The 23052-nt window shown below is 57.6% G+C and carries 28 protein-coding genes and 1 tRNA gene; 19 read left to right on the top strand and 10 right to left on the bottom strand.

Annotation, left to right across the window (positions count from 1 at the left end; all coding sequences use genetic code 11):
• Positions 1–4: 4 nt before the first annotated feature.
• Both E0E29_RS14365 and E0E29_RS14370 read right to left on the bottom strand, forming a co-directional pair.
• The gene (locus E0E29_RS14365; protein ID WP_130850422.1) at positions 5–403 is read right to left on the bottom strand and encodes a NusG domain II-containing protein; all 399 of its coding nucleotides are present in this window, start codon (positions 401–403) and stop codon (positions 5–7) included.
• The gene (locus E0E29_RS14370) at positions 384–1436 is read right to left on the bottom strand and encodes an FAD:protein FMN transferase (RefSeq protein WP_130850423.1); all 1053 of its coding nucleotides are present in this window, start codon (positions 1434–1436) and stop codon (positions 384–386) included. Before E0E29_RS14370 ends, E0E29_RS14365 begins: the two co-directional genes overlap by 20 nt.
• A gap of 184 nt (positions 1437–1620) precedes the next feature.
• Between E0E29_RS14370 and E0E29_RS14375 the strand changes: the two genes are divergently transcribed.
• Positions 1621–2421 carry a hypothetical protein gene (locus tag E0E29_RS14375; protein ID WP_130850424.1) on the top strand — a complete coding sequence of 267 codons (801 nt, stop codon included), beginning with the start codon at positions 1621–1623 and terminating at the stop codon, positions 2419–2421.
• 79 nt (positions 2422–2500) lie between these two features.
• Here the strand turns inward: E0E29_RS14375 and E0E29_RS14380 are convergent, their stop codons facing one another.
• On the bottom strand, positions 2501–4300 hold the full coding sequence (locus E0E29_RS14380) for a Na/Pi cotransporter family protein (protein WP_207303612.1): 1800 nt from the start codon (positions 4298–4300) through the stop codon (positions 2501–2503).
• Between the two features lie 289 nt (positions 4301–4589).
• On the opposite strand from E0E29_RS14380, the gene E0E29_RS14385 reads away from it, so the two are divergent.
• The 10 genes from E0E29_RS14385 (at position 4590) to E0E29_RS14430 (ending at position 12604) form a co-directional block, all read left to right on the top strand.
• Positions 4590–5312 carry an NAD-dependent protein deacylase gene (locus E0E29_RS14385; protein ID WP_130850425.1) on the top strand — a complete coding sequence of 241 codons (723 nt, stop codon included), beginning with the start codon at positions 4590–4592 and terminating at the stop codon, positions 5310–5312.
• A 397-nt stretch (positions 5313–5709) separates the two neighbouring features.
• Positions 5710–7143, top strand: coding sequence for an FUSC family protein (locus E0E29_RS14390; RefSeq protein WP_130850426.1), 1434 nt, complete (start codon positions 5710–5712; stop codon positions 7141–7143).
• A complete protein-coding gene (locus E0E29_RS19040; RefSeq protein WP_278045149.1) occupies positions 7124–7405 on the top strand; it encodes a transposase in 282 nt (93 codons plus the stop codon). Before E0E29_RS14390 ends, E0E29_RS19040 begins: the two co-directional genes overlap by 20 nt.
• A 27-nt stretch (positions 7406–7432) precedes the next feature.
• Positions 7433–7888, top strand: coding sequence for an IS5 family transposase (locus tag E0E29_RS19045; protein WP_278045148.1), 456 nt, complete (start codon positions 7433–7435; stop codon positions 7886–7888).
• A 285-nt stretch (positions 7889–8173) separates the two neighbouring features.
• The gene (locus E0E29_RS14400; RefSeq protein ID WP_130850427.1) at positions 8174–9385 is read left to right on the top strand and encodes an IS110 family RNA-guided transposase; all 1212 of its coding nucleotides are present in this window, start codon (positions 8174–8176) and stop codon (positions 9383–9385) included.
• 77 nt (positions 9386–9462) lie between these two features.
• The gene (locus E0E29_RS14405) at positions 9463–9996 is read left to right on the top strand and encodes a helix-turn-helix domain-containing protein (RefSeq protein WP_242622516.1); all 534 of its coding nucleotides are present in this window, start codon (positions 9463–9465) and stop codon (positions 9994–9996) included.
• Between the two features lie 124 nt (positions 9997–10120).
• Positions 10121–10405, top strand: a complete 285-nt coding sequence (locus E0E29_RS14415) for a transposase (protein ID WP_479723857.1) — start codon at positions 10121–10123, stop codon at positions 10403–10405.
• A 536-nt stretch (positions 10406–10941) separates the two neighbouring features.
• A complete protein-coding gene (gene tnpA, locus E0E29_RS14420; protein WP_130850429.1) occupies positions 10942–11262 on the top strand; it encodes an IS66 family insertion sequence element accessory protein TnpA in 321 nt (106 codons plus the stop codon).
• Positions 11259–11504, top strand: coding sequence for an IS66 family insertion sequence element accessory protein TnpB (gene tnpB, locus E0E29_RS19310; protein ID WP_130850430.1), 246 nt, complete (start codon positions 11259–11261; stop codon positions 11502–11504). The genes tnpA and tnpB overlap by 4 nt, the downstream gene beginning before the upstream one ends.
• Positions 11505–12046: 542 nt before the next feature.
• The gene (locus tag E0E29_RS14430) at positions 12047–12604 is read left to right on the top strand and encodes a helix-turn-helix domain-containing protein (RefSeq protein WP_130850431.1); all 558 of its coding nucleotides are present in this window, start codon (positions 12047–12049) and stop codon (positions 12602–12604) included.
• A 361-nt stretch (positions 12605–12965) separates the two neighbouring features.
• On the opposite strand, the gene E0E29_RS14435 is transcribed toward E0E29_RS14430, so the two are convergent.
• Positions 12966–13059: transfer RNA gene (locus tag E0E29_RS14435), tRNA-Ser, on the bottom strand.
• Between the two features lie 377 nt (positions 13060–13436).
• On the opposite strand from E0E29_RS14435, the gene E0E29_RS14440 reads away from it, so the two are divergent.
• Genes E0E29_RS14440 through E0E29_RS14450 form a run of 3 tightly spaced genes read left to right on the top strand, consistent with a single transcriptional unit; the run spans position 13437 to position 15156 of the window.
• A complete protein-coding gene (locus E0E29_RS14440; RefSeq protein ID WP_130850432.1) occupies positions 13437–14114 on the top strand; it encodes a gamma-glutamyl-gamma-aminobutyrate hydrolase family protein in 678 nt (225 codons plus the stop codon).
• A gap of 50 nt (positions 14115–14164) precedes the next feature.
• Positions 14165–14743 carry a xanthine phosphoribosyltransferase gene (locus E0E29_RS14445; RefSeq protein WP_130850433.1) on the top strand — a complete coding sequence of 193 codons (579 nt, stop codon included), beginning with the start codon at positions 14165–14167 and terminating at the stop codon, positions 14741–14743.
• Between the two features lie 5 nt (positions 14744–14748).
• Positions 14749–15156 (top strand): PaaI family thioesterase, encoded by a 408-nt coding sequence (locus E0E29_RS14450; RefSeq protein WP_130850434.1) that lies wholly within the window; start codon positions 14749–14751, stop codon positions 15154–15156.
• Between the two features lie 61 nt (positions 15157–15217).
• Here the strand turns inward: E0E29_RS14450 and E0E29_RS14455 are convergent, their stop codons facing one another.
• The gene (locus E0E29_RS14455; protein ID WP_130850435.1) at positions 15218–15430 is read right to left on the bottom strand and encodes a helix-turn-helix domain-containing protein; all 213 of its coding nucleotides are present in this window, start codon (positions 15428–15430) and stop codon (positions 15218–15220) included.
• Positions 15431–15442: 12 nt separating this feature from the next.
• On the bottom strand, positions 15443–16012 hold the full coding sequence (locus E0E29_RS14460) for a DUF2975 domain-containing protein (RefSeq protein ID WP_130850436.1): 570 nt from the start codon (positions 16010–16012) through the stop codon (positions 15443–15445).
• A gap of 210 nt (positions 16013–16222) precedes the next feature.
• Here E0E29_RS14460 and E0E29_RS14465 point away from each other — a divergent pair, with 210 nt between their 5' ends.
• On the top strand, positions 16223–16750 hold the full coding sequence (locus E0E29_RS14465) for a cysteine hydrolase family protein (protein WP_130850437.1): 528 nt from the start codon (positions 16223–16225) through the stop codon (positions 16748–16750).
• Between the two features lie 42 nt (positions 16751–16792).
• The gene (locus E0E29_RS14470) at positions 16793–18235 is read left to right on the top strand and encodes a nicotinate phosphoribosyltransferase (RefSeq protein WP_130850438.1); all 1443 of its coding nucleotides are present in this window, start codon (positions 16793–16795) and stop codon (positions 18233–18235) included.
• 62 nt (positions 18236–18297) lie between these two features.
• On the opposite strand, the gene E0E29_RS14475 is transcribed toward E0E29_RS14470, so the two are convergent.
• Positions 18298–18627 (bottom strand): winged helix-turn-helix transcriptional regulator, encoded by a 330-nt coding sequence (locus tag E0E29_RS14475; protein WP_130850439.1) that lies wholly within the window; start codon positions 18625–18627, stop codon positions 18298–18300.
• 157 nt (positions 18628–18784) lie between these two features.
• Between E0E29_RS14475 and E0E29_RS14480 the strand changes: the two genes are divergently transcribed.
• Complete coding sequence (locus E0E29_RS14480; RefSeq protein ID WP_130850440.1) at positions 18785–19420, top strand: LysE/ArgO family amino acid transporter; 636 nt, start codon at positions 18785–18787, stop codon at positions 19418–19420.
• A 126-nt stretch (positions 19421–19546) separates the two neighbouring features.
• Positions 19547–19726 (top strand): hypothetical protein, encoded by a 180-nt coding sequence (locus E0E29_RS14485; RefSeq protein WP_130850441.1) that lies wholly within the window; start codon positions 19547–19549, stop codon positions 19724–19726.
• A gap of 20 nt (positions 19727–19746) precedes the next feature.
• On the opposite strand, the gene E0E29_RS14490 is transcribed toward E0E29_RS14485, so the two are convergent.
• On the bottom strand, positions 19747–20211 hold the full coding sequence (locus E0E29_RS14490; RefSeq protein WP_130850442.1) for an S-ribosylhomocysteine lyase: 465 nt from the start codon (positions 20209–20211) through the stop codon (positions 19747–19749).
• Positions 20212–20315: 104 nt separating this feature from the next.
• Here E0E29_RS14490 and lplA point away from each other — a divergent pair, with 104 nt between their 5' ends.
• Positions 20316–21299 carry a lipoate--protein ligase gene (gene lplA, locus E0E29_RS14495; protein WP_165449919.1) on the top strand — a complete coding sequence of 328 codons (984 nt, stop codon included), beginning with the start codon at positions 20316–20318 and terminating at the stop codon, positions 21297–21299.
• Positions 21300–21338: 39 nt separating this feature from the next.
• On the opposite strand, the gene E0E29_RS14500 is transcribed toward lplA, so the two are convergent.
• Both E0E29_RS14500 and E0E29_RS14505 read right to left on the bottom strand, forming a co-directional pair.
• Positions 21339–22139, bottom strand: coding sequence for an ABC transporter ATP-binding protein (locus E0E29_RS14500; protein WP_130850444.1), 801 nt, complete (start codon positions 22137–22139; stop codon positions 21339–21341).
• A gap of 1 nt (position 22140) precedes the next feature.
• Positions 22141–23052: an ABC transporter permease gene (locus tag E0E29_RS14505; protein WP_130850445.1), complete on the bottom strand. Its 912-nt coding sequence runs from the start codon at positions 23050–23052 to the stop codon at positions 22141–22143.

A 23052-nucleotide genomic window follows, 5' to 3' on the forward strand; every position in this document is an offset into this window, starting at 1 on the left:
CCTCTCAGCCCGTCACGGCGTCGGCTTCCGCCGTGCCGCCGGTGACGGTGATGACCAGGCGATTGGGCAGGCACACGATCTGCCCGCCGGAACGGGAGACCCATCCGGTGTGGACACAGTCCTGGCTGGGGCAGTCGCTGTGGGCGACCCGGATCTGCCCCCGCTCCGCCTCCACGGTGATGGGGTATCTGGCACCCGGCACCTCGATGGTGACCGGCTCATCCTGGTCGCTGAGGGGCAGCTCCGCCACCAGCTCATTGTTTAAGACGATCCGGGCCGTGAGAAAGTTGCCGGCCTTTGGCCGAAAGGCAAATAAAATGGCTCCGGCGGCCACCAGCACCGCCAGCACCACCAGACCGTCCAGTACCGTGGGCCGGACGCGGTCAGCGGCGGACGATCTCATAGGTGTAGCCCGCCCCCTCTCCCAGGGTCTCCAGGCCCTCCTCCAGGCCCTCGGTGATATAGACATGGTTCTCCTCCGTCACCAGGATGAGGTCCATCTCCGCTACGGTGCCCTCCCCGCTCTCCCAGCGTGCCAGAGCCTCCTCAGCCCCCAGAACATAGAGCGCTGTGGACCAGGCATCCGCCAGGGCCGGGTCCTGGGCCACCACTGTCACCGAAAGGAGCCCAGACTGGGCCGGATAACCGGTTGCGGGGTCGATGATATGATGGTAGATCTGGCCGTCGGCCTCAAAATACCGCTCATATCCTCCGGAGGTGGAACAGGTCCACCCCGCCGGCAGGGACATGAGGCACAGATAGTCCTCCCCCTCTCCCTGGGGGTCCCGGACATACACCCGGAAGGGACTGCCATCCGGCTTGGTGCCCAGCGCGGTAATGTTGCCTCCCAGAGCGATGATGGCGGACTCCACCCCGTGTCCGGTAAGGGCCTCCACCACATAATCTGCGGCGGCGCCCTTGGCGATGGCCCCCAGATCCACCGCCTGACCCGCCGCTGGCAGGGCGGCGGTGTCTCCCTCCACCACGGGCAGGTCCCGGGTCAGGGGCAGGAGGGCGTCCAGCTCCCCCTGCTCCGGCACCCGATGGACCGCCGTGGTCTCGCTCTCGGTGGCGCCGAAGCCCCAGGCGTCCATGACCGGCGCCAGCACCGGGTCGAAGGCCATGCCGCTCTCACCGGCGGCGGCGTTTGCCTTCTCCAGCAGCTCGGCGGTATCCGGGTCCACCTCCACTGCACTCCCTCCGGCGGCGGCGTTAAGTCGGGCCACATCGCTGTCCGGCCGGGTCCGGGACCATAGGGCGTCCAGCCGGTTGACCTCCTGCTGAGCGGCCACCAGCGCTTCGGTAGGGTCACGGTCATACGCAGTGATGGACATGGTGGTGTCCATGGCAAAAAAAGATTGGATCACAGGCTCCTGGGTGGAGGCACAGCCCGTGAGGAGTGCCGCGGCGCACAGGAGAGGAACAATACGCTTCATAGTCCGCCTCACTGATTCAGAAAAGATAGGTCGATTGTATCATATCCCGCCCTTCCTGGCAACATAAGCAGGGATCGTCGTTTTTTCTTGTTGCAAAACGGCGGGATTTCTGGTAGAATATCATCCGTTAGACTGGCCATCTTCTGGACCAGTCGTTTTGAGCATCAAACAAGGAGATGGATCCATGGACAAAGAAAAACGCGCGGCGGAGAAGCGCGCGGCCCGTAGCCACAAGGAGGACGTGATCCTGAACCGGGTACTGATCTGGTTTGGAGCCGCCGTCGTGGTGGAGCTCGTTCTGCTTCTGCTCAACCGCTATTATATCAATATCACCACCGCGCCTGGTGAGATCGAATTTGCCGGTGCTCTGCTGAAAGCCTGGCCCGCCATCATCGGTGTCACCGCTGTCGGCACCGTTGTCTGCCTGCTCTGGGCCATCTTCTCGGCCAAGAACGGTAAGCGCGCCACTCTCCCCGGCATTCTGTTCGGTGTTTTTCTCACTGCTCTGGTGATCTCGGTGATCACCTATCGCTTCTATGGTACCGGCGTGCAGTTCCTCTGCGGAGCCGTTCCCGCCGCCGCCGTACTGGCTCTGGTGTATTACCTTTACCAGCATGAGTTTTTTGTCATCACCGTTCTCTCTGCCCTGGGCCTGCTGGGTCTGTGGCTCTTCCGCCGGGCCGGCGGGGCACATCAGCCCCTGCTGTATGCCTATTTGGTTGTGCTGGCGGTGATCCTGGTGGCTGCGGTCCTTCTTTGCCGCTCCATGTCTGCTCATGGTGGTTCCCTGACCCTGGGCGGAAAGAAGCTCCAGGTTTTTGCCCACAACGCCTCCTACGGCATGGTCTACCTCACCTGCGCTGTCGTAGCCGTGGCCGTGGTTGCCGCCCTGGTCCTGGGCACCAGCGCCGCCTACTACCTGATCTTTGCCCTGGTGGCCTGGCTCTTCATTATGGCTGTTTACTACACCGTAAAGCTGATGTGATTCTGAGTGGTACTCCTTAGGAGTACCACTCTTTTTTTGTTATGGAAAAAGGAGCGCCCTCCGCAGGAGGGCGCTCCTTTTATGACACCGGGATCTGAGTCAGATCCTCTTCCTTCTCAATGGGGCCAAAATACTGGGTCCGGTAATTGGCAAAGAGGGTATCGAAGTCGTGATCTCCTCCGGCGTGGAGGTATTTGAGATAGGCGTGGGTATCCGGCAGGTGCTGGCTGGTAGGGGTGGTCTGCCGGACGATCAGCATGGCTACGTTGGAACAGTGGTCGGAGATGCGTTCCAGATTGATGGTGAGCTCCAGGAATTGTGTGCCCAGCTCGATGGTGCAGGCACCGGTCTTGAGGCGCTCTACGTGTCGGTTCTTCAGGACTTCTTCCATGAGGTCCACCACCTCTTCCAGAGGCTCCACATGGAGTGCCAGCTCGTGGTCCCGCTTTTCATAGCACTCCAGCGTGATGTCCAGGGTGGCCTCCACCGCGGTAGTAAGGGCATCTACCTCTTTCCGGGCCACATCGGAGAAGGCGATCTCCCTCTGGTGCAAGGTGGTGGCGATCTCAGAGACGTTGACGGCATAATCGCCGATGCGCTCAAAGTTGGTCAGGGTATGGAGCAGCTCGGACACCAGGGCGCTTTCCGGATCGGTGAGGGCCCGGTCAGTTAGCTTGACCAGATAGCTGTCCAGGGTATTTTCCAGCTTGTCGATGGTGGCCTCGTTCTCGTTGAGGCGCTCCAGTTTTTTCTCCTCGTAGTCGGTCAGGAGTTCCACGGCCAGACGCAGATCTTCCCGGGCCTTTTCTCCCATGGAGATCACCGCAGACCTGGCCTGCTCCAGAGCCACAGAGGGTGAGGAGAGGAAGCGCTCGTCCAGGAGGTTGAACTCCGGAGCGCCGGTATCGCCGGGCACCAGCCGCTCCACGATCTTCACCAGCACCTTGTGGAAGGGCAGCAGCAGCAGCGTGCAGCCGATGTTAAAGCCCAGATGCAGGTTGGCGATGGAGCCCATATCCATTACGTTATCCCAGAAGGGGAACGCGAAAAAGGCGTTGCCGATATAGAGGACAGCCAGGAAGAAAGCAGTTCCGATGACATTGAACAGCAGATGGATCATAGCCGTCCGCTTGGCGTTCCGGCTGGCGCCGATGGAGGAGAGGATGGCGGTGACGCAGGTGCCGATATTCTGACCCATGATGAGGGGAATGGCGGTGTTGAAATAGACCAGCCCCGTAGAACTCACCGCCTGGAGAATGCCCATGGAGGCCGAAGAGCTCTGGAGAAGGGCGGTGACGGCAGCGCCCACCAGGATGCCCAGTAGAGGATTGGAGAAGGCTGAGAAGAGCGCCTGGAACTCTGGCAGCTCCTGGAGCCCGGAGACGGCTCCCTCCATGGTCTTCATGCCGATGAAGAGGAGACCCAGGCCCAGGATGATCTGGCCGATGATGCGCTTCTTCCCGCCACGGATGAACATATAGAACACCACGCCGATGGCCGCCAGGAGGGGTCCAAGGACGGAGGGGTTCAGCATGGCCAGAAAGAGGTTGTCCGAGGAGAGGTCGCCCAGCCGGAGGAGCTGAGCGGTCACTGTGGTACCGATATTGGCGCCCATGATGATGCCCACGGTCTGCTCCAGACGCATGATGCCGGCGTTGACAAAGCCCACGCACATCACCGTGGTGGCCGCTGAACTCTGAATGAGTCCCGTTACCAGGGCGCCCAGCAGTACGCCCTTGACCACGTTGCTGGTCAGCCGCTCCAGGATGCTTTCCAACCGTCCGCTGGAGAGCTTCTCCAGACCGTCTGTCATGGTGGACATGCCGAAAAGGAAGGTCGCAATGGCTCCGACCAGGGTAATAATATCGGTTATATTCACCTGTAAGCCTCCATATCCCGGGCCCTCACCCGTGGATTAACATCATTGCGGCACAGCGTCTTTGCTGTGCCTGTCATATAAATTATACCGGTCTTTTTCCCTATCGTAAATGGCAGGTAAAGTGTTTTACACAAGTTTTACGTTTCGGCTAAATCCGACCGTCCGATTTCGTAAAATCGGTCAAAACGCCGGGGCGCCCGGGGCTTGCCTTTTCCCGGGAAACAGGGTACGATAGCATAGGGGGAGCGATTCTCCCACATACACCGCCCGTCGGACAGGAGGAAGAAACATGGCCCATCTGGAACAGTTACAGAAGTGGATCGACGAGAGCGACAACATCGTATTTTTTGGCGGTGCCGGAGTGAGCACCGAGTCAGGCATCCCCGATTTCCGTAGTGTGGACGGCCTCTATCACCAGCAGTTCGCCTATCCCCCAGAGGTCATGCTGAGCCACACCTTCTACGAGCAGCACCCCGAGGAATTCTTCGACTTCTACCGTAAGAAGCTTCTGGTCTCCGGCGCCCAGCCCAATGCCGCCCATCGGAAGCTGGCCGAACTGGAACAGGCGGGCAAGCTCCGGGCCGTCATCACCCAGAACATCGACGGTCTCCACCAGCTGGCGGGTAGTAAAGAGGTTCTGGAGCTCCATGGCTCCACCCTGCGCAACTACTGTGACCACTGCGGGAAGTTCTGGGAAACCTCTGTGGTGGCTCAGAGCGCCGGTGTCCCCCACTGTGACTGCGGCGGCACCATTAAGCCCGATGTGGTCCTCTATGAGGAGGCCCTGGACGGAAACGTCATGTACCGGGCGGTGGATTACATCCGCAAGGCAGACGTTCTCATCATCGGCGGCACCTCCCTGGTGGTCTACCCCGCCGCCGGCCTCATCGACTACTATGAGGGCAGCAAGCTGATCCTCATCAACAAGAGCCCCACCGCCATGGACGCCCGGGCTGACCTGATCCTCTCCGGCCCCATCGGCGAGATCCTGGGCGCTATCCAGGTGCGCTGAACGATAATGACTCGCAAAACGGGTAAGGCGTCCCGGACCTGAGTCCGGGACGCCTTACCCGTTTGTCAAAGAAAGAGAGGAGGAAAAGTGAGGTGTGAGAGAATATATATGAACACATTTCTGTGTTGCTGTTTGTCTGCCCCACAGCAAAAGAGGCAGTGATTTGTGCTGGGGTCTTGCTGTGCTTATAAGATACCACAGCCGCAGGGGAAAAGGTTGGCAGAACTTTAAACAACTTTTTAAGATTATGTGAACTGTCCTATCCATCCTCATAGAGACAGCGGTTCAGCTCCGCTCATTCAGTCTATCTGCATAAAAATACTGGATATACGGTTTGTCTTTTTCACACAAAAGCGTATAATACTTCTTATACAAAGACAATTGGGAGGGACCTCCATTGCGAGCCTGCCGCACCTGCAAAAAACTGGCCAACACCTTTCAAGCCCGTCTGATCTCCGCCCTCCCCACCATTGTTTTTTACATCATCCAATTTTTAGTTGTCTTCTTTGTTTTTGGAAGCCAGTTCGCCATGGTGGTCACAGGCTCCACTACCCTGTTCCAGCTCCGTCATAAGCAGCGCAACGATACCAGAGCGTATATCACGCTCTTTTTTGTCCCCCTTGTACTCTGCCTCCTGGCTTTTCTCGCCACCCGCAACGTGGTCCTGTGTATCCTGCCGAACTTCGGCGTCCTCTTCTTCCTGGTCATCTGGAAGAGCAGCCAGTTTGAGCCCAAAGGCCATCTGGGCTTTGCCATGACCTTTGTCTTCCTGGAGCTGCGCCCGCCGGAGCCGGAGGAGCTGTGGCTCCAGCTGAGTGCAGTGGCCTTCTGCCAGGTACTGCTTCTGCTGGCACTGGCGCTGTGTGCCCGTCGGTACCGTCCCGCCGATCCAAGTCTCCAAATTCCCGCCGGACTCCACCGGCTCTCCGAGCTTATGGAGCAGATGGCCTGTGAGGGGAGCAGCGAAGCCGTAGACCAGGAGTTCTATGACACCGCCCAAAAGCTCCACCATCTGGGCTACGCCCGGCGGCGGCTCCTCCGCACCCCCGATCCCCAACGAAATCGCTATCACTTTCTAGCCCTTCTTTACCAGCGCACCGCCTATCTGGTCGCTGACGAGAGCTGGAAGGACAGCGCAACCCCCACGGTCTTTTCCCAGACCCTCCACTCACTGGCCCAGGCGGTGGACGCCTGTGAGCGAGCCCACACCGCAGAGGAACGGGCCGCTCTGCTGGCACAGCTCACCGGTCAGCTGGAACACCCCGATCTGCCCCAGGGTCGTCTGCGTATTTTCTACCGGAATGTGCTCCACATCGTCTGCCTTTTCTGTCAGGAGCCCACCGTTTCCTCCGCCGACTTTCCCTGGAAATGCATCCCATGGCGGGCGGTACTGCTGGATTTCCGGCAGCGGTGTTCCGTGGACCGCTTCGAGTTCCGCTTTGCCCTTCAGCTGGGCCTGGTCATGACCATCAGCTCCACGGTGAGCTACCTCTGGAACTTTGAGCACACCTACTGGTTCCCACTCCACGCCTTTCTGTTGCTCCAGCCCAGCTATGAGGACAGCGCCCACCGTATGGTCACCCGTCCCATCGGCACCGCCATCGGCTGCGTCCTCGTTCACCTGGTCTACCCCTACCTCCCGGGCATGGCAGGCGTCTTCCTTTTCTCCCTGGTGATGATCTCCGTCATGTATTGCTGCACGCCTGGCACCTGGGTGCAGCCCATCTTCTCCACCTCCTATTACAATAGATTTACGGTTAGGCCTTGTTTGAAAAATAAAAGTTGCACAAGAAACCAAGTTATGCGAAACTATGAGCATGAAACGATATGAATTAACAAAAGAACAATGGGAACGAATCAAGCCGCTGCTGCCACCGGAAGAAACGGGAAAGCGGGGTCATCCCCGGAAGGATAACCGGATCATGCTCAACGGAATGCTCTGGATCGTCCGGAGCGGTGCGCAGTGGCGTGAGCTGCCGGAGACCTATGGTCCTTGGCAGTCTATATACGCAAGATTCGCCAAATGGCGGAATGAGGGCACTCTGGAAGCGGTATTCCACACACTGTCTGCGGACGCGGATATGAGAACCTGAGCATGGACTCCACTTGCGTAAAGGTGCATGAAAGCGCAAATGGCGGGGAAAAAAACGGCGGATAAGGCGGTTGGCCGTACCAAAGGCGGGTGGAACACAAAGCTCCACGCTGTCGTAGACGGTCTAGGAAACCCGGTGGAGTTCCTTCTCTCCGCTGGAAATGACCACGATTCGGTTCACGCTGTTGAACTGCTGAAAAAGGTCAGAATCGGCGGGAGTGCCGTGCTGGCAGACCGGGCCTATGGTGCCCGGACGATTCGGGAATATATCTCAGCGCACGGGGCCAGCTATGTAATCCCGCCGCAAAGCAACGTTTCCGATCCCTGGCCGGTTGACTGGCATCTGTATAAAGAACGCCATCTGGTGGAGTGTTTTTTCCAGAAAATCAAGTGGTTTCGCAGAATCGCCACCAGATATGACAAGTCGGATGCTTCCTTCCTAGCCTTTGTGTATCTTGCCTCCATCGCTATTTTGTTGCTTTAGCACAATCTCCGCCTTTTTTCAAACAAGCCCTAAGGACACGGCAGCCAGCCGTGTCTTTTTCCGCATCGTTGCCAAAGCTGTTAGAATGAGAGCGTCTTGGCCTGATGTACACCTCCAAGGACCATTGCGTCCGTAGCGAAGTCTGTCAGCCAGCCTCTCATTCGCAGCGTTCGATTTATGCAGGTTGAGCCACCTCCTTGGTGCGCCCGTGTCATCAAATAGATTGGATCGGCAATGGTGGAATGGCTGGTCGCCAAAAGAAATCCATGATGAGGAGCGATCAATATGAACAATGTGGCAGGGATCGATGTTTCCAAAGGAAAGAGCATGGTATCTGTCCTCCGTCCTTTTGGAGAAGTGGTGGCAAAACCATTTTCTGTTGGTCACACCGGCAGTGAACTCAAGGAGCTGGCAGGTTACCTGAAAAGTCTGGACGGTGAGACACGGGTAGTCATGGAGCACACCGGACGGTACTATGAGCCGGTAGCCCGTTTTCTTCATGAGGAGGGCGTCTTTGTCAGCGCAGTCAATCCGAAGCTTATCAAAGACTACGGGAACAACACCCTGCGAAAAGTGAAAACAGACAGGGCAGATGCCCGGAAGATCGCCCGCTACGGGCTTGACAACTGGGCAGAATTGCGCCAACATACACCCATGGATACGATTCGAATGCAACTGAAAACGCTGAACCGGCAGCAGAGTCTATACGCTAAGACTAAGACGATGATGAAAAACAACCTCATCGCCCTTCTTGACCAGACCTATCCCGGCGTCAACGCCCTATTTGATAGCCCTGTCCGTGAGGACGGCAGCCAGAAGTGGGTGGACTTTGCCACGGCCTTTTGGCATATGGACTGTGTGCGAAACATGAGCCTCACTGCCTTTGCCGAGCATTACCGCAAGTGGTGTAAACGGCATGGCTACAACTTCAGCCAGAGCAAAGCCGTTGAGGTCCACACCGGAGCACAGGACCTGATTGCCATGCTCCCCAAGGACGCCCTGACCAAAACCATGGTTCGGCAGGCCATTGATGCGCTGAACGCCGTCTCTGCCTCTCTGGAACGGCTCAAAGCCGAAATGCAGGCTCTGGCAGTGCAGCTCCCGGAATATCCCGTCGTCATGGCCATGCACGGCGTAGGCGATTCTCTCGGCCCTCAACTCATAGCTGAACTTGGGGATGTGACCCGGTTTACCCACCGAAACGCCATTACCGCGTTCGCGGGCGTTGACCCTGGCGCTGACCAGTCCGGCACTCACGAGGCCAAAAGTACAAGGGTTTCCAAAAGCGGGCCACCGGAACTGCGCCGCGCCTTGTTTCTGGTCATGGACTGCCTGCTGAAAACACAGCCCCAGGATGACCCGGTGTACCGTTTCATGGACAAGAAACGAGCCGAGGGCAAACCCTATCTGGTTTACATGACAGCCGGCGCCAACAAGTTTCTGCGCATCTATTATGGCAGAGTAAAAGAATATCTGGAATCTCTGGAGGAAAATTAAGGAAGTATCCTTCCTTGTAGCAGAACCATATTGCCCATACGCTAAAAGCATCTTATGACAGAAAGAGAGCGATTAAGATGTTTTTAGACAATTTATCCACCTCCGTCCTCAAATTATGTGATACTCAAAAGCTCAGCTATGAAGCTGCCTCGGAACGATGTGACCTCAGTTCCAGGTACTTTGGCGACATTGCCAGAGGCAAGACTGCGCCCACGATCCTGACGCTGGAAAAACTCTGCGTTGGCTTTGAACTGACACCAAATGACCTGTTGATTCCCTCAGAGCTCTGGAGAGAGATGGCCTTCCGCGAACCGATGCCAGTTACACACATCCGCTGCTTTCGATACCTCTCTGGCGTGACGGGTTTTCCTGTTTGCCCGCAATGTAGAAGGACTATGGAACGGGAATACCAGTCCTATTGTGACCGCTGTGGGCAGTGCCTTGACTGGAACAACTTCTCTAAAGCAACGATTGCAACGGTGTACAAAGGGAACATAATAAAAAACTTAATAATGGACTGCCAATCTTACACAAAGTACCGCCCAAACGAGACTACGGGCGGTATTTTTGTATCTTGGCGGAGAAAGGAGGAACTTCCCACGGGGGCTTGACTGAAAAGTTGATAAGGTAGAATAAGGGACCTGTTGACAAAAGTCCCAAACACCCCATTCCCATGGTATAATTAAAATAAGGGAGGGATGGAGCATGATGGGACGGCAAAGCGGTCAGAAGAGTATGGTGATTCTGGATATAGCAGAATTAATTCCACGCGATCACTTACTTCGGAAAATCAATCAGATGGTTTCATTTGACTTTATCTACGATCTTGTAGCGCCATATTACCCTGCAAATGGCCGCCCATCTGTTGACCCTGTTAGTATGTTTAAAATGCTGCTGGTGGGATACCTTTATGGCATCAAGTCAGAACGCCGGCTTGTCCAGGAAATTCAGCTAAACATTGCTTATCGTTGGTTTTGTGGCTTTGAGCTTGGAGAAAAGATACCGNAGCCGAGAATATAATTTCTCAGCCCATATTTCGTCTTTGTCAACAGGTCCTTTATTGTACCTTATCAATCGCGAAAATTAAGCAAAACAGTATTGAAAATAGCTTTGGCATTATATATCCATCCATTGGTGGTTCTACCTGGGATCGTTCACCTGTAGTCACACCAACATATTTATTTTCCGACTACATCTTGGCATCCTATATTAAAAGTGCAACCAACCAAGGCGTTACAACAAAGGTTGATATAAAGNTTTTCTGGAAATTGTCCGATGCTGCATGGAACAGAAATTGATAGACGGCAAAGAGATGGCCTCCGATGGCAGCTACATCCCAGCCGAAGTTTCAAGGAACAGCTGGATGGATATAGAAGTTGAAGTCGAGCAGAGCATGTTGAGCTATCTTGATAATCTGGACCAGGAGCTTGCATCACAGCCGGNTAAGTGATTAATAATCACCCGCCTATCATCTCACCGTCAGAAATGAGATAATAGTTCAAAACTTGAAAAACTCACGGTGAGTTTTTCAGGACAATTAGCAAGGCGGTGATACAATGGCAGACGTACTGGCGGTGCGTAACGAGTATCGGGTAGAAAATTGGTCAGCGCTGATCCAGGAGTGTAATGCAAGCGGACTCAGCAATCGTGAATTCTGTCGGCAACACGGAATTTCAGAAAAGAGTTTCTACTACTGGCTGCGAAAACTGCGGCACCAGGCGGCGGAAGCGGCAGAGACCCATCTCATAAAGTTGGATTCAACTCCAACGGTCGAAGATATGCTTCATATCCGGTATCATGGAGCAGAACTCCGGCTTCCCTCTGGAGTGGATATGGATGTGGTGGCAGCCTTACTGCGCTCGATTCAATCGCTATGATCGACCTGAGCAAAGTCCAAAACTACTACGTGGCATGCGGATACACGGATCTTCGCCGCGGGATAGACGGACTGGCGGCTATCGTAAGTCAGCAGTACGGCGGTTGTCTGAGTGAAGAAAGCCTGTTTCTGTTCTTCGGGCGCCGGACAGACCGAATCAAAGCACTCTACTGGTCCGGAGATGGATATAGACAATCGCATTGGTATCTTTCTTATTCAGCGCATAGCTGCTTTTTCTGTTGAACATACTCTGTCCTCCGTTTCGTTTTGGGTGGGTGGTGAACCGAACCCAAAACGGCGGAGAACGACAGCCGACAGAAAAGTTGTATAAACGACAAAAAGCGCCCGACAGGTCAAAGACCAATCGGGCGCACGGTGGTGCAAAACCACAGGATGCTACACAGTATAGTACATACTCAATGCCGGACTTACCCGGAGGGGGAGCTGCGCTTTTTTAGCTGGTGCAGCTCATGGGTATTGTGTAGAAAACAAAAAATAAGCACGGCGGCATCCTCCTATGTGCCGCCGTGCCTTTACATGATGTTAGGGTCGTCGTTCATTTTAGATAGACGAAAGGAAACGGCGGCTCTGATTTTGATATGCTCCCTTTAAAGTAGACAGCGGAAAAACAAAACTGTCGAAACGGAGGGAGCAATTATCATGAGTTTAAAAGGCAAAATACCGCCGGAGGTAAAGATTCAGGCTGTGGAGGACTACCTAGCGATCCGTAAGGGTTCCACACAGATCCGGGAAGAGTTAGGCATACGATTGAGCACTTTCCAGGCATGGCTGCGGAAATATCAGACGGAGGAGCCTGCGGGCTGCATCCGAAAAAGGGTTTTACCAGTTACCCGTCGTCGCTCAAGCTGGCGGCCGTGGAGGACTATTTAAGCGGAGAAGGGTCGCTGGACGCCATGTGCCGCAAATACGGGATATCCTCCCATGCGGTTTTGCAGCAATGGATTACGTTGTATAATCAAGGCCATAGGGACTTCAAAACGCGCAGAGCGCAGGAGGAAAGCGGTATGGCCGAAAAGAAGAAATTATCGTACGAAGAAAAATTGCAGGCAGTGTTATATTGCATCGGGCACCGGTTGGATTACCGGCAGGCCAGCGAGCAGTACAAAATCACCTACCAGCAGATCTATAACTGGGTCAAAAAATATCAGGAGCAGGGAGAAACCGGGTTGCTTGACCGCCGGGGGAAACGCCGCCCTCCTGCCGAATACAGCGAGGAGGAAAAAGCTGCGGCAAAGCTGCGGAAGCTGGAAGCGGAAAACAGAAGGCTTCAAATGGAGAACGATTTCTTAAAAAAATTGAACGAACTCGAGGGGAGGCGGTAAACAGGCTCACACGCCGCAGAAAGGTCTATGAGGCGATCCATACGCTTCATCAGGAAAAAGGATATGAGATCGCATCGTTATGCACGTTATCCGGGATTCCCCGCTGTTCTTACTACAAATGGATTCACCGGAAGGAAAGCACCTCAGAAAAAGAAAATACCCGCTTGCTGGAAGAGATCATCCGTTTGTACAGCGAAGTAAAAGGCATCTACGGTTATTTACGGGCATCTGCAATATGCCACGAAAAAACAATCCGCCGCAGCCATTGAGCAGGACATTGTGGCGCCCATGCTACAAAACCTATCGGCGGTTTCTCCATGAAAAGGAAAGAGGTCTACCAGCATTTCGCTGGCAGACCTCATGGCGGAGATGGAGAGATTCGAACTCTCGCGCCGGTTGTGAGCCGACCTACCGCATTTCGAGTGCGGACCCTTCAACCGCTTGGGTACATCTCCAAATTTATGTTATATCCCTGGTCCCGACCCGCCGACCAATTCAGCCGGTGGAAATCGGGAAGAACAACAGGATAGAACAAGCAACATTATTCAATTTGAACTCGGCTGGAACCCGCATGGTTCCATGGGTTTCAGCCGTTTGGCACTCCGCATAGGAAACCTGATTTCGAGTCAGCCCCGTTATGACCACTTCGATACCGCTGCATATGAAATGGTACGCACACAGCGCACTTTATAAAAGATACCCTATTTTTTTCGCTTTGTCAATGCCACGTCTTGAAGTCCCGGAGGCTTTCCGTTATAATATGGACCAATAGATCATCCGCCGGGTACTGCAGATCCCGGCGTCAGAACACATTGGGAAACGAGGCTTTGACATGCATACGCTCCGCATCCTGGCATCCACCTCCAAGGGACAGTGGGTCAGTTACCAGCAGGCCCTTCGGGGCGCTGGTGCCCTTCCCGTGGGCGGCTACTGTCCGGCGCCGGATCTTACCTGTGATGGGCTCCTGCTGGCCGGCGGCGACGATATGGACCCCTCCTTCTTCAACCAGCCCAATCTGGGTTCCAAAGACATCGATCTGGACCGGGACCGGGCCGAGCTGGCCCTAGCCAAGGCCTATGCCGATGCTGGAAAGCCTATCTTGGGCATCTGCCGCGGCCATCAGGTCCTGAACGTAGCCTTCGGCGGCACCCTCATCCAGGACCTGGGCCCTGTGGGCAATCTCTTCCATCGTCACTCTCCAGGCTGCCACTGGGATAAGATCCACCCCATCCGCACCCTGCCCGGCTCCATTTTGGACAGTCTCTATGGCCCTACCCTGGTCACCAACAGTTCCCACCACCAGGCGGTGGACCGCCTTGGTGAGGGCTTCAAGGCCACTGCCTGGAGCGAATCCGGCGTCATAGAGGCTATGGAACACACATCGCTCCCCATCCTGGCCGTTCAGTTTCACCCGGAGCGCATGTCCTATGCGCTCCGGCGGCCGGACACCGCTGACGGCGCCAAGCTCTTTGAATGGTTCCTGACCCGCTGCCGGGAACAGGCAAACTGACCTAACCGATTTTGACGCGTTCACATGAGGACGGAGGAACAAAAAGTAAGATGGAAGAACTGAAAAAACGCATTCTCAAAGACGCCGAGGTGGGAAACGGCGACATCATCCGCGTGGATATGTTCCTCAACCACTGCATGGACGTGGAACTTCTGGACCGGGTAGGCAAGGCCCTGGCCAAGCGCTTCAAGGGTGATCGGATCACCAAGGTCCTCACTGTGGAGTCCTCCGGCATCGCTGTGGCCTGCTTTACCGCCCTTTACCTGGGTGTGCCCGCGATTTACGCCAAGAAATTCCAGACCGGCTACATCGATCCCGAGGTGTACACCGCCGAGGTCCACTCCTTCTCCATGGAGAAATCCTACACCATCCGGGTATCCAAGCGTTATCTGGACGAGGACGACCGGGTACTGCTGGTGGACGATATTCTGGCCAGCGGTCAGGCCACTCTGGGCCTGCTGGAGATCGTCTCCAAGGCTGGGGCTGAAGTGGCCGGCGTGGGCGTGGCCATCGAAAAGGCCACCAAGGACGGCGGCTCTGTGCTCCGCCGCATGGGCATCCGTGTAGAGTCCCTGGAGGTAGTCTCCCATGTGGAGGACGGACGCATCATCCTAGCCGGGGAGGACTGAACCCCATGGACCTGGATGAGCTGAAAGACTATACCAATCAGAAAAACGCCTACATGATCCACAGCGGCATCACCGTACTCACCGTAGCGCCGGACCGGGTCACCGCTCAGGCCGTCATCGGTCCCAACAGTCTGAACGCCGGCGGCGGGCTCCACGGCGGTGTCTACTTCACCCTGGCTGACGCTGCCTCTGGTGTTCTGTGCCGGGCCGATGGCCGGAAATACGTTACCGAGTGCGCCGATATCCGCTTCCTCAAGGGAGTGAGTGAGGGCGTCATCACCGCCAACGCCGTGTTGATCCGCCGGGGCCGTCGGAGCTGCGTGGTCCAGGTGAACATCACCGATGAGGGCGGCTCCCTGCTGGCCCTGTTTACGGCCAACTTTGCCTGTATTGGCGACGATTACCACAAGTGAAGCAAACAGCCCGTCGATCCTCTGGACCGACGGGCTGTTTTTTACAAAAGAACCGGCAGACTCATTTCTCCTCCGGCACATATTCCAGAATATCCCCTGGCTGACAGTCCAGGGCCTGACAGATGGCCTCTAGGGTGGTGAAGCGCACCGCCTTGGCGTGGTTGTTCTTCAAAATGGAGAGGTTAGCCAGGGTGATGTCCACCTTCTGAGCCAGCTCCCCCAGGCTCATCTTCCGCTTGGCCATCATCACATCCAGATTCACCACAATGGGCATGTGTCCCCCTCCTCAAATGGTCAGATCGTTCTCCGCCTTCAGCTCCGCCGCCTGGCGGAAGAGGGCGGACATGACCAGACACAGCAGCCCGCCCATGAAAAAGACGGGCACAAAGAGAGCGTTGTAGGTCAGGAGGGGCAGAATGGATGCGTAATACCAGAACCCCCACAGCAGCCGGACCAGTGCGGCGGCCGAGATGAGAAAACAGCACACCGCCGCCCGGCGGAGACTGATTCCGTTGCCATTCTGGAAGGGAACCCCCGCCAGAATGGTGTCCAGCACCCGGCGGGCCTGCCACAGGATCACCGCTGTACAGACGCCGCAGAAAAGCATAAAGATGGTGAGCACAACATCATAGGCCCCAGAGGTCCACACCCACTTCCAGCCCAGGAGGAAAGCGATCAAAACACGGGCCGGCACCTCCCAGCTCCGTTCATAGGGCGTCAGCTCCAGCAGAGGCTGGAAACCCTTCATCATGGCCAGTCCCGGCACCAGCATCAAGGCAATGAGGTTGCACACAAGGGTAATGGTGACCAGAACCTTCAGCACCTTAGCCAGCTTCTGCACACTTGTCGCGGGCATGGACAGCCCTCCCTTCGTGGACAGGATACCATCGGTGCTGTTATCTGTCAATGATGCTTATTGAAAAACGATAAAACTCATTGCTGTACTTTTCCAAATTCTGTGCGTCTGCGCCATAGCGCCGGCACCTTGGCCTTGCATTTTTCGTAAAAAACACATATAATAAAGTTTAGCTTTACCCCCTTTCCAGCAGAACAGGAGGCGGGCACTGTGAAAGAGCTGCTTATCGTGGTAGATTACCAAAAGGATTTCGTGGATGGCGCCCTGGGATTTGCCGGGGCGGAGGCGCTGGACGGCCCCATCGCCCAGCGGATCGCTCAGGTCCGCGCCAGCGGCGGCGACGTCATCTTCACCATGGACACCCACGGCGCCGACTACGCCGATACCATGGAGGGGAAAAAGCTGCCGGTGGCCCACTGCCTGAAGGACACCCCCGGCTGGCAGTTCTACGGACAGGTGGGGGCCTCCCTCCTGCCCGGCGACCCGGTCTTTGAGAAGGAGACCTTCCCCTCTCTGGACCTGGCCGACTGGCTCCGGGAGCGGGACTATGATACGGTGGAGCTGTGCGGACTGGTCTCCCACATCTGTGTACTCTCCAACGCCGTCATGGTAAAGGCGGCCCTTCCCAACGCCGCCATCACCGTAGACGCCCGGCTCACCGCCTCCTATGACCCCGACCTCCATCAGAAGGCCCTGGACGTGCTGGAGGGCATCCACATCACGGTAACTGACCGATAACACCGCCCCGGCTGGACCGGCAGGCGAAAGGACGGACGGAACATGAAGCATACCGACAATTACACTCTTTTGTGCGATTTTTATGAGCTCACCATGGGCAACGGCTATTTCCAGACCGGCATCGACAAGCAGATCTGCTACTTTGATGTCTTTTTCCGGGATGTGCCCGACGGCGGCGGTTTCGCCATCGCCGCCGGCCTGGAGCAGATCATCGACTATATTCAGGACCTGCACTTCACCCCTGAGGACATCGACTTCCTGCGGGGCAAGGGGGTTTTCTCTGAGGAATTCCTCCAGTACCTGCTGAACTTACGCTTCACCGGCGACATCTGGGCCGTGCCCGAGGGCACTCCCATCTTCCCCGGCGAGCCCATCCTCACCGTCCGGGCCCCCGCTATCGAGGCCCAGTTCATCGAGACCTATGTCCTCCTCATCCTCAACCACCAGTCCCTCATCGCCACCAAGTCCAACCGCATCGTCCGGGCGGCCCAGGGCCGGCCGGTGAGCGAGTTCGGTTCCCGCCGGGCCCAGGGTCCCGACGCCGCCGTGCTGGGCGCCCGGGCCTCCTACATTGCCGGCTGCGCCGGTACTGCCTGCACCCTGGCCGACCGGGTGTACGGCTCCCCCGCCGGCGGCACCATGGCCCACTCCTGGGTGCAGATGTTCCCCGACGAGTACACCGCCTTCAAAACCTACTGCGAGCTCTATCCCCACTCCGCCACCCTGCTGGTGGACACCTACAACGTCCTCAAGTCCGGCGTCCCCAACGCCATCCGGGCATTCAAAGAGATCCTCCTGCCCCAGGGCATCACCAACTGCGCCATTCGTCTGGACTCCGGCGACCTCACCTACCTCTCCAAAAAGGCCCGGAAAATGCTGGACGATGCTGGCCTCCCCCAGTGCAAGATCGTGGCCTCCAACTCTTTGGACGAATACATTATTCGGGATCTCCTCCAGCAGGGCGCCTGCATCGACTCCTTCGGCGTGGGCGAGCGGCTCATCACCTCCAAGTCGGAGCCGGTGTTCGGCGGCGTCTACAAACTCTCCGCCGTGGAGCGGCCTGACGGCTCCATCCTGCCCAAGATCAAGATCAGCGAGAACCCGGCCAAGATCACCAACCCCCACTTCAAAAAGGTTTACCGCCTCTTTGAAAACGACACGGGAAAGGCCATCGCCGACCTCATCTGTGTCCACGACGAGGTCATCGACCCCAGTCAGCCCCTGGAGCTCTTTGACCCGGAGGCCACCTGGAAACGCAAGACCATTACCAACTTTACCGTCCGGGAACTGCTGGTCCCCATCTTCCAGAGCGGTAAGCTGGTGTATGAAAAGCCCTCCATCGAGGAGATGCGCACCTGGTGCGCCGGGCAGATCGACACTCTGTGGGACGAGGTCAAGCGTTTTGAGAACCCCCACAACTACTACGTGGACCTCTCCCAGAAGCTCTGGGACATCAAGCAGCAGCTCCTCAAGCAGCGGGGCTGAGCATGCTCATACAATTAAGGTGGGGCGGCGCCAACAGCGCCGCCCCACCTTTTTCTGTTTGATTAGCCCACGCTTTGGCTCCGGTCACCCAGAGCATCCAGGATGGGCAGCAGCGCCGCCCCATGCTCGGTGACGTCATACTCCACCCGCACCGGCACCTCCAGGTACTCCCGACGAACCACCAGCCCGTCTCGCTCCAACTCCCGGAGGGCGGAGGCCAGCACGGTATTGGATACCCCGTCCAGGGACCGCTTCAGCCGGTTGTAGCGCAGGGCGCCGTTGTTGGAAAGGGCGCAGAGGATCTGCATCTTCCACTTCCCGCCGATGAGGGCCATGGCCCGGTTGAGGGGACAGGTCTCCATACAGGGACAGTTCTCATGGTTCTGTTCCATGGTAAGCTTCTCCTGACCTGGTCAGTCTATTCTGCGTTCTTGCTCTTTTCTCCCGGTGTGGTATGATATACATACCAAGTGAGCAAAACATCTCACCGGTTACAGACACCATGATACCAGCTTTCCCCCAAAATGCAAGCAGGAAAGGAGCCTTCCCATGCCCGCCTATTTTCAGGGCCTGGCCATCGGTCTGGCCTACGTGGCCCCCATCGGGATGCAGAACCTCTTCGTCATCAACACCGCCCTCACCCAGCCCCGGCGCCGCGCTCTCCTCACTGCCCTCATCGTCATCTTTTTCGACATCACCCTGGCCCTCTTCTGCTTCTTCGGCATCGGCACGGTGGTGGAGCGCTTCACCCTGCTCCAGCTTCTCCTGCTGCTGTGCGGCGGCATCATCGTCACCCGCATCGGCGTGGGCCTCATCCAGGAGGAGCCCACCCTGGACCAGTCCGTGGAGGTGGACCTGCCCCTGAAGGACGTGGCGGTGAAGGCCTGCGTGGTCACCTGGTTCAACCCCCAGGCCATCCTGGACGGTACCATGATCTTCGGCGGCTTCCGGGCCGGCGGCGTGGCTCCGGGCGAGAGCCTCCAGCTCATCCTGGGCTCTTCCAGCGCCTCCTTCCTGTGGTTTTTCGGCATCACCCTGATCATTTCCCTCTTCCGCACCCATATCGGTACCAAGCTGCTGAAGATCATCAATGTGGTCTGCGGCGTGGTCCTCATCTACTACGGCATGGGCCTCTTTCTGGACGGTGTGGGCCGGGTGCAGCAGATGCTCTCGGCGCTGTTCTGAACCCCCTTGACGGATGTCTTTCCCTGTGATATTGTGAAATCAGAAAAAGTGGTCTTTCCTGTCACGTTTTCCGCCCCTGCATCGATATAGAGGTAGAAGCAGCCGCACACGGGAAAGGAGCGACCTATGTTCTGGTATGCTATACAGTCCCGCTTGAACATGACCCTTCAGCCCTGGGAGGGAATGGGCCGTGAGGAAAAGGCCGCCCTCAGGCGGGCGGAGGAGGCAGAGCGGGCCTTCCGGGCCTCCAAGGGCTATGAGCCCGATACCTTCTGGTACCGACTGAAAAAGAAACTGCGGAAGTGAAAACTCACTTCCGCAGTTTTTTATTTCTCGTAGACCAGCTTATCCACCGTCCAGTCGGCCAGAATGGGAATCATCTTTTTGGCCGCCGCCCGGGCGCTCTCCAGGTCCTGCTCCCGATAGTTGCCGCACTCGGCCTCGGTGGCCCCGGGGATGGGTCCCTCATATCCGGCGATGAAGTCCATGGTCTCCCGGACCAGGTCGATGGCCGCCGCCGGGTCCATGTCCCGCACCAGGAAGTAAAAGCCGGTGCGGCAGCCCATGGGGCCGGCGTAGATCACCTTGTCCGACTGGGGACCGCTGCGGACATAGGTGGCAAAGAGGTGCTCAAAGCTGTGGATGGCACCGTAGCCCAGGTAGGTGCCACAGTTGGGCCGCACCATGCGGATATCGTAGGTCACCACATCACCGTCCACGCGGGAGGTGTACATGCCTTCGGTGAGCTTCCGGTGGTCCACCTGGAAGCTGGCGATTTGTTTGAGTTCCATTGTGCTCACGCTCCTTCTTGTCCCTTAGCATACCACATCTCACGGCCGTTGACAAACCCCCTTCTTCCCCCCATAATGGGGACAGAGAAAGGAGGGGGACGCCTGTGTACCTCCTGGAAAACAACTGCACTGACCCAGCCTGGAACCTGGCCCTGGACGAATACCTGCTCACCCGCTTCCCCGGGGAGGTCCTCACCCTCTGGCGGAACGGCCCCTCGGTCATCATCGGCAAGAACCAGAACGCCCTGGAGGAGATCGACCTGGATTTTGTCCGCGCCCACCAGATTCCGGTGGTCCGGCGGCTCACCGGCGGCGGGGCGGTTTTCCACGACCTGGGGAACATCAACTACACCCTGGTCCAACCCTGCGGGGCAGGGGATTTCAATAACTATTCCAAATTCACCAGGCCCATCGTGGACTTTCTGGCCACTCTAGGGGTGCGGGCGGAGCTCTCCGGCCGGAACGACCTGCTTGTGGACGGCCAAAAATTCTCCGGCAACGCCCAGGCCGTTCGGGACGGTCGCATCCTCCACCACGGCACCCTCCTCTTCTCCGCCGATCTGTCCCGGCTCGCCGGCGCGCTCCGGCCCCGGGACATCAAGCTGGAGAGCAAGGGGGTCAAGTCGGTGTCCAGCCGGGTGACCAACCTGGCCGCCCACCTCCCTACTCCCATGGCAGTGGAGGAGTTTCTGGACCGGCTCCGGGCCTATTTTCTCAAAACGGTGCCCGACCTGACACCTTACACCCTGACAGAGGCCGACCGGGCTGCTGTGGACACTCTGCGGGAAGAGAAGTACGGCACCTGGGAGTGGAACTTCGGCTCTGCCCCCAGGTACACCTGGAGTCGGGCCATGAAATTCCCCTTCGGCCTGGTGGACGCCCGGCTGGATGTGGACCGTGGCGTTATCCGTTCCGCCGCCCTCTATGGGGACTATTTCGGGCAGCTGGACAGCGCCGGTCTGGCCCAACATCTGGTGGGACTCCCCCACCGGCGGGAGGCCCTCCTCCCCGTCCTCCAAGACCTCCCCCTGGGGGACTACATCACCGGCATCACGACAGAAGAACTCCTCCAACTGCTCTGTCCATAAAAAATGGCTCCGCGCCTAAGGCGCGGAGCCATTTTCAGTTCAAGAGAGCAGAATGCGGTCGTTGTCCAGGGCCTTGCCTGCCCCGGCCCGGAACCGGGCCAGTAGGTCGTCCACGGTGAGGCCTTTCCGCTCCTCCCCGCCGATGTCCAGCACGATCCTGCCGTTGTCCATCATCAGGGTGCGGTTACCCAGCTCCAGGGCATTTTTCATGTTGTGGGTGATCATCAGGCAGGTAATGCCCTCACTCTCCACAATTTCCCGGGTGAGCTTGAGGACCTTATCCGCCGTGCCCGGGTCCAGGGCAGCGGTATGCTCGTCCAGGAGGAGCAGCTTGGGGGGTACCATGGTGGACATCAGCAGGGTGAGTGCCTGGCGCTGTCCACCTGAGAGGAGTCCCACCGGCTGGCGCATCCGGTCCTCCAGACCCATGTCCAGCCTGGCCAGCTGGTCCCGGAAAAAGTCCTTGTCCTTCTTCCCTACCCGGCTGAAAAAGGCTCTCTGGTGCTTGGCGGTGCGGAGATAGGCCAGGGCCAGGTTCTCCTCGATGGTCATGTGGGGCGCGGTCCCCCGCATGGGGTCCTGGAAGAGCCGGCCGATGCGGCGGCTGCGACGGTAAGCGGGCAGGTAGGTGAGGTCGTCCCCCGCCAGGAAAATACTGCCCTCGTCTGTATAGAAGTCTCCCGCAATGGCGTTGAAGAGGGTGGACTTGCCCGCGCCGTTGGAGCCCACGATGGTGGCGAAGTCCCCGTCGGCCAGGGTGAGGCTCAGGCCGCTGAGGGCGGTCTTCTCATTGACCGTACCGGGGTTAAAGGTTTTGGAAATGTTCTTGATCTCCAGCATCTCAATGCTCCCCCTTTCGGGCCGCCAGGGCCTTGCGCTTCTTGGCCTGGAAGGCCGCCCAGCTCTTCAGGGTGGGGGCGGCGATGGCCAGGGCCACCACGATGGCGGTGACCAGCTTCAGACAGTCGATGGGGATGGGAGAGCGGAGCACCAGGGCGTAGACCACCCGGTAGAGGATGCTGCCCACCACTACGGCAATCACACCCCGGAGCATGGAGCCCTTACCCACAATGGTCTCGCCGACGATGAGGCAGGCCAGACCGATGACCACGATGCCGGTGCCGGCATTGATGTCGGCGGTCTTCTGGGCCTGGCCCACCACCGCGCCGGAGAGGGCGGTCATGGCGTTGGCCAGGCACAGACCCACAGTGATAGTGAAGGTGGGGTTGATGGAGGAGGCCCGGACCATGTCCCGGTTGTCGCCAGTAGCCCGGATGGAGAGTCCCAGCCGGGTGCCCAGGAAGGCCACCAGGATGGCGCCCATCACCACTGTGATGGCGCCGGAGAGAAGGATGGCATACCAGTCCCCGCCAATGCCGGTGGCACGGAAGAGGGTAAAGATGGTGTCCTGCCGCAGCAGGGACTGATTGGCCTTCCAGCCCATGGCCATCAGGTTGACGGTGTAGAGACCGGTGTTGGTGACGATGCCCGCCAGGATGGAGGGCACCCCCAGCTTGGTCTGGAGAAAAGCGGTGACAAAGCCGGCACAGGCACCACAGACCATGGCGGCTGGGATGGCCAGGAGGGGATGGCCGGCAGCGGCGCAGGTCACCGATACGGCGCAGCCCAGGATGAAGCAGCCATCGGTGGTCATATCGGCGATATCCAGGATGCGATAGCTGAGGAAAAGGGCCATGGCCACCAGGGCATACTGGAACCCCAGCTCCAGGGCAGTCTGGACGATATAGAGCAC

The sequence above is a fragment of the Intestinimonas timonensis genome, from assembly GCF_900626145.1.
In the GTDB taxonomy this organism is placed as follows: Bacteria; Bacillota; Clostridia; order Oscillospirales; family Oscillospiraceae; genus Intestinimonas; species Intestinimonas aquisgranensis.

What these genes read in the sequence shown, in the direction of transcription:
- E0E29_RS14365 (WP_130850422.1), bottom strand. Translation starts at nt 403, where the DNA reads ATGAGATCGTCCGCCGCTGACCGCGTCCGGCCCACGGTACTGGACGGT.
- E0E29_RS14370 (WP_130850423.1), bottom strand. Translation starts at nt 1,436, where the DNA reads ATGAAGCGTATTGTTCCTCTCCTGTGCGCCGCGGCACTCCTCACGGGC.
- E0E29_RS14375 (WP_130850424.1), top strand. Translation starts at nt 1,621, where the DNA reads ATGGACAAAGAAAAACGCGCGGCGGAGAAGCGCGCGGCCCGTAGCCAC.
- E0E29_RS14385 (WP_130850425.1), top strand. Translation starts at nt 4,590, where the DNA reads ATGGCCCATCTGGAACAGTTACAGAAGTGGATCGACGAGAGCGACAAC.
- E0E29_RS19040 (WP_278045149.1), top strand. Translation starts at nt 7,124, where the DNA reads ATGAGCATGAAACGATATGAATTAACAAAAGAACAATGGGAACGAATC.
- E0E29_RS19045 (WP_278045148.1), top strand. Translation starts at nt 7,433, where the DNA reads ATGAAAGCGCAAATGGCGGGGAAAAAAACGGCGGATAAGGCGGTTGGC.
- E0E29_RS14400 (WP_130850427.1), top strand. Translation starts at nt 8,174, where the DNA reads ATGAACAATGTGGCAGGGATCGATGTTTCCAAAGGAAAGAGCATGGTA.
- E0E29_RS14405 (WP_242622516.1), top strand. Translation starts at nt 9,463, where the DNA reads ATGTTTTTAGACAATTTATCCACCTCCGTCCTCAAATTATGTGATACT.
- tnpA (WP_130850429.1), top strand. Translation starts at nt 10,942, where the DNA reads ATGGCAGACGTACTGGCGGTGCGTAACGAGTATCGGGTAGAAAATTGG.
- tnpB (WP_130850430.1), top strand. Translation starts at nt 11,259, where the DNA reads ATGATCGACCTGAGCAAAGTCCAAAACTACTACGTGGCATGCGGATAC.
- E0E29_RS14430 (WP_130850431.1), top strand. Translation starts at nt 12,047, where the DNA reads ATGGCTGCGGAAATATCAGACGGAGGAGCCTGCGGGCTGCATCCGAAA.
- E0E29_RS14440 (WP_130850432.1), top strand. Translation starts at nt 13,437, where the DNA reads ATGCATACGCTCCGCATCCTGGCATCCACCTCCAAGGGACAGTGGGTC.
- E0E29_RS14445 (WP_130850433.1), top strand. Translation starts at nt 14,165, where the DNA reads ATGGAAGAACTGAAAAAACGCATTCTCAAAGACGCCGAGGTGGGAAAC.
- E0E29_RS14450 (WP_130850434.1), top strand. Translation starts at nt 14,749, where the DNA reads ATGGACCTGGATGAGCTGAAAGACTATACCAATCAGAAAAACGCCTAC.
- E0E29_RS14455 (WP_130850435.1), bottom strand. Translation starts at nt 15,430, where the DNA reads ATGCCCATTGTGGTGAATCTGGATGTGATGATGGCCAAGCGGAAGATG.
- E0E29_RS14460 (WP_130850436.1), bottom strand. Translation starts at nt 16,012, where the DNA reads ATGCCCGCGACAAGTGTGCAGAAGCTGGCTAAGGTGCTGAAGGTTCTG.
- E0E29_RS14470 (WP_130850438.1), top strand. Translation starts at nt 16,793, where the DNA reads ATGAAGCATACCGACAATTACACTCTTTTGTGCGATTTTTATGAGCTC.
- E0E29_RS14475 (WP_130850439.1), bottom strand. Translation starts at nt 18,627, where the DNA reads ATGGAACAGAACCATGAGAACTGTCCCTGTATGGAGACCTGTCCCCTC.
- E0E29_RS14480 (WP_130850440.1), top strand. Translation starts at nt 18,785, where the DNA reads ATGCCCGCCTATTTTCAGGGCCTGGCCATCGGTCTGGCCTACGTGGCC.
- E0E29_RS14485 (WP_130850441.1), top strand. Translation starts at nt 19,547, where the DNA reads ATGTTCTGGTATGCTATACAGTCCCGCTTGAACATGACCCTTCAGCCC.
- E0E29_RS14490 (WP_130850442.1), bottom strand. Translation starts at nt 20,211, where the DNA reads ATGGAACTCAAACAAATCGCCAGCTTCCAGGTGGACCACCGGAAGCTC.
- E0E29_RS14500 (WP_130850444.1), bottom strand. Translation starts at nt 22,139, where the DNA reads ATGCTGGAGATCAAGAACATTTCCAAAACCTTTAACCCCGGTACGGTC.